Raw genomic sequence first — 4,262 nt, 5'->3', positions numbered from 1 at the left:
ATTTGTTAGGGGCCCTTTGTTATGTGTATCAATCCTCGGTTATGTTTAATCCCACGGGTAGGGCGGCCCGTGGCCCGGCCCTCGCATTCCGTCTGACGCTATCGGGAAATCCACCACCCAACCACCAGGCCCACGCCCAGCCACAGCCACTCGGCTGCCCCGTTGGCCAGCTGGATCAGCGTCGCCGCCATGAACGGCCCCATGCGCAACGCTGAATTCCACGGGTCCAGCCCCATCGAGCCGCCCAGGTAGGCCGAAGCGATGCCCCAGTTGGCCGCCAGCGCCACCAGCAGGGTACCGGCGACCGTCAATCCGACCCGCAGCGGTCCGGCCCGCAGTTTGCCCAGGCGCAGCATGAAACCCAGCTCCAGCGCCGCAAGGACTGCCATCCAGCCGGCCTGGCGACCACTCAGCAATGCGATGACCAACCAGGCCAGCGTGGCCGTGACGATTCCAAGCAGCAGCAGGGGGGACCAGACCCAGGCAAGGGACCGGGCGGACGCAGAGGTGGGCGGCATGCAGTGTTCCTTTCGATGCCCACAGGATACCGGCTTGCGGGGTGACCGGCGCGTGGGCGGCCACTGGGCTAAAATGGACACCTTGCGGGAATTGGCCGCGACCCCATATCGATCCACATGTACTCCCGTAGCAGCGAACCCGTCCACTTCGAACGCGACTGCGAGGCCGTCATGGTCCCGCAGGGCGAAACGGTCACCCTGCCTGCCGGCAGCTACGGGTACATCACCCAGGCGCTGGGCGGCAGCTATACCGTGTTCGTCGAAGGCAATCTGTTCCGCATCGCCGGCAAGGATGGCGACGCCATCGGCAAGGAAGCGCCGCCGGCGCTGGAACTGCCCGCCGACGCCTCCGACGAGGAGGTCGAAAAGCTGGTGTGGCAGCAGCTGCGCACCTGTTTCGACCCCGAGATCCCGTTCAACATCGTCGACCTCGGCCTGGTCTATGAGGTGGAGCTCAAGCACTTGGACGACGGCCAGCGCGAGGTTGATGTCACCATGACCCTCACCGCGCCCGGCTGCGGCATGGGCGACATCCTGGTCGATGACGTGCGCAGCAAGCTGGAAATGATCCCGACCGTCGCCGAGGCCGATGTCGAACTGGTGTTCGACCCGCCGTGGGGCAAGCACATGATGTCCGAAGCCGCCCGGCTCGAAACCGGCATGCTGTAATTGATGCGTACCCCGTAACCAGAACAGGAATCATCCGGTGTCCCAGTCTTCCGTGAGCTTCACCACCACCCGTTCCGCCCAGCCGCGCAGCAGCGAAGAGCGTGATCGCATCCTCGCCGCGCCGGGTTTTGGTCTGCATTTCACCGACCACATGGTGGAAGTACGCTGGGACAAGGACACCGGCTGGCACGACGCCAGCGTGCGCCCGTACGGCCCGCTGCAGCTGGACCCGGCCGCCGCGGTGCTGCATTACGGCCAGGAGATCTTCGAAGGCATCAAGGCCTACCGCCACGCCGACGGCTCGATCTGGACCTTCCGCCCGGACGCCAATGGCCGCCGCCTGCAGCGTTCGGCGCAGCGCCTGGCGCTGCCGGAGCTGCCGGTGGACATCTTCGTCGAATCGCTGCGCCAGCTGATCGCGGTGGATGCCAACTGGGTGCCGTCGGCCGACGAATCCAGCCTGTACTTCCGTCCGTTCATGATCGGCGATGAAGCCTTCCTGGGCGTGCGCGGCGCGCAGAAGGCCGGCTACTACGTGATCGCCAGCCCGGCCGGTCCCTACTTCGCCAAGGGCGTGGCCCCGGTGGCGATCTGGCTGTCGACCGAATACGCGCGTGCGGCCAAGGGCGGCACCGGCGCGGCCAAGTGCGGTGGCAACTACGCCGCCTCGCTGCTGCCGCAGCAGAAGGCCCAGGCCCAGGGCTGCTCGCAGGTGCTGTTCCTGGATCCGGTTGAAGGCAAATACCTGGAAGAACTGGGTGGCATGAATGTGTTCCTGGTTTACAAGGACGGCACCCTGGTGACCCCGGAGCTGTCCGGCAGCATCCTCGAAGGCATCACCCGCGAAAGCATCCTGCAGCTGGCGCGGGACCGCGGCATGAAGGTCGAAGAGCGCAAGGTCAGCATCGACGAGTGGAAGCAGGGCGTGGCCTCCGGCGAGATCGCCGAAGTATTCGCCTGCGGCACCGCTGCCGTGGTGACCCCGATCGGCCAGCTCAAGGGCGAAGGCTTCTCGGTGGGCGACCTCGGCGCCCCGGCCGGCGAAGTGACGATGTCGCTGCGCAAGGAGCTGACCGACATCCAGTACGGCCGCCTGCCGGATCGCCACGGCTGGCTGGTGCGCCTGGACGGCTGATCCCGGCAGACATCGCATGCATCCAAGGCCCGCCTGGCAACAGGCGGGCCTTTTTCATGGCCGTCGGGCAGGTACAGCCACGCAGGGCGTGGCGCTACCCATCAAGCCGCTGCCTCACCCGGTAGAGCCACGCCCTGCGTTGCTGGCACACCTGCCGCGCCCCTGCATGGCTCGCACACCCGCCGCGCCCCCCGCATGGCTCGCACACCTGCCGCGTAGAGCCACGCCCTGCGTGGCTGGCGTGCCGCTGGGTCCGTCCTCTGAAACGATCTAAACCCCGCTAACCCGTTGTTGCGCAAGCAATGTCTTGCCGTTGACGCACGAGACAGTGACGCAGGACACGAATTACATCCGCAATGACCGTTCCGCTACCGCCCCATTCCTTCACATTCACAAACCTTTGACCCGGAAAGTCTCAGATCTAACTTTTCACAACCCTGAAAGCGGGCTGAAACATTGTTGCAGTGGGGCCGAACCACTAGCGTCCGGGATCGGGCGGTTACTCAGGGGAAACCGATCCGTCTTCCAGGTTCGATTCAAGCCATCTGTCTCCAGCGACGGATCGAACCGACTTTCGCCGCATCGACGGCTCCTCTCGACTTAAAGGGAATTCCGATGTCTAACGATCCGCAGCGTCTGCGTCAGCGTGCAGTGGTTGTACTCGGTGGTTCGGTTCTTTCGACCCTGTTGCTGGCCGCCCCGGCATTCGCCGGCGACGTGCAGCTGAGTGGCCTGGCCTCCGCGCCCACCCACCAGCGCTTCATCGTGAAGTACAAGGACGGCGCCACCGACGTGGCCACGCCGACCGCATTGGCCAGCTCGCTCAAGGCCGCAGCGGCGGCGGTGCCGGCAGCGCAGGGGCGCGCGCTGGGCCTGCAGAAGCTGCGCACGCTGGCGATCGGTCCGACCGTGGTCAAGGCCGACCGCCCGCTGGACGTTGCCGAGTCGGAACTGCTGATGCGTCGCCTGGCCGCCGACCCGAACGTGGAATACGTCGAAGTCGACCAGCTGATGCGCGCCACGCTGACCCCGAACGACGCGCGCCTGTCCGAGCAGTGGGGCTTCGGCACCAGCAATGCGTCGATCAACGTACGTCCGGCCTGGGACAAGGCGACCGGCACCGGCGTGGTGGTCGCCGTGATCGACACCGGCATCACCAGCCATGCCGACCTCAACGCCAACATCCTGCCCGGCTACGACTTCATCAGCGACGCGGCGATGGCGCGCGACGGCGGCGGGCGTGACAACAACGCCAACGACGAAGGCGACTGGTACGGTGCCAATGAATGCGGCGCCGGCTATCCGGCCGCCAACTCCAGCTGGCACGGCACCCATGTCGCCGGGACCATCGCGGCGGTGACCAACAACAGCACCGGCGTGGCCGGTACCGCCTACAACGCCAAGGTCGTGCCGGTACGCGTGCTGGGCAAGTGCGGCGGCTACACCTCCGACATCGCCGATGCGATCGTGTGGGCCTCGGGCGGCACGGTCAGCGGCGTCCCGGCCAACGCCAACCCGGCCGAGGTGATCAACATGTCGCTGGGCGGCAGCGGCAGCTGCTCGGCCACCTACCAGAACGCGATCAATGGCGCGGTGTCGCGCGGCACCACCGTGGTGGTGGCGGCCGGCAACAGCAACACCAACGTGTCCTCGGCGGTGCCGGCCAACTGCGCCAACGTGATCGCGGTAGCAGCCACCACCTCGGCCGGCGCGCGCGCCAGCTTCTCCAACTACGGTACCGGCATCGACGTGTCGGCGCCGGGCCAGGCGATCCTGTCCACGCTCAACAGCGGCACCACGGTGCCGGGCAGCGCGTCCTACGCGTCGTACAACGGCACCTCGATGGCGGCGCCGCACGTGGCCGGCGTGGTCGCGCTGGTGCAGTCGGTCGCGCCGACCGCGCTGTCGCCGGCGGCTGTTGAAACCCTGCTCAAGAACAC

4 protein-coding genes are annotated in these 4,262 nt (G+C 66.7%); 3 read left to right on the top strand and 1 reads right to left on the bottom strand.

Translation table 11 applies throughout. The features are described 5' to 3' along the window. Positions 1–98 precede the first annotated feature (98 nt). Entirely contained in the window at positions 99–518 is a 420-nt protein-coding gene (locus tag RWO33_RS19525) for a hypothetical protein (protein WP_314107051.1), read from the bottom strand. A gap of 117 nt (positions 519–635) precedes the next feature. Here RWO33_RS19525 and sufT point away from each other — a divergent pair, with 117 nt between their 5' ends. The 3 genes from sufT to RWO33_RS19510 all read left to right on the top strand — a co-directional run. Beyond that, positions 636–1,187 (top strand): putative Fe-S cluster assembly protein SufT, encoded by a 552-nt coding sequence (gene sufT / locus RWO33_RS19520; protein WP_314107049.1) that lies wholly within the window; start codon positions 636–638, stop codon positions 1,185–1,187. Between the two features lie 37 nt (positions 1,188–1,224). Further along, positions 1,225–2,322 (top strand): branched-chain amino acid aminotransferase, encoded by a 1,098-nt coding sequence (locus RWO33_RS19515; protein ID WP_314107047.1) that lies wholly within the window; start codon positions 1,225–1,227, stop codon positions 2,320–2,322. 615 nt (positions 2,323–2,937) lie between these two features. Next, a partial coding sequence (locus tag RWO33_RS19510; protein WP_314107044.1) for a S8 family peptidase occupies positions 2,938–4,262 on the top strand: 1,325 nt, incomplete at its 3' end.

It is taken from the genome of uncultured Stenotrophomonas sp., from assembly GCF_963519925.1.
Classification (GTDB): Bacteria; Pseudomonadota; Gammaproteobacteria; order Xanthomonadales; family Xanthomonadaceae; genus Stenotrophomonas; species Stenotrophomonas maltophilia_AE.
Note: the sequence above shows the minus strand (reverse complement) of the source record. Positions and strands in the feature narration are given on the sequence as shown.

What these genes read in the sequence shown, in the direction of transcription:
- sufT (WP_314107049.1), top strand. Translation starts at nt 636, where the DNA reads ATGTACTCCCGTAGCAGCGAACCCGTCCACTTCGAACGCGACTGCGAG.
- RWO33_RS19525 (WP_314107051.1), bottom strand. Translation starts at nt 518, where the DNA reads ATGCCGCCCACCTCTGCGTCCGCCCGGTCCCTTGCCTGGGTCTGGTCC.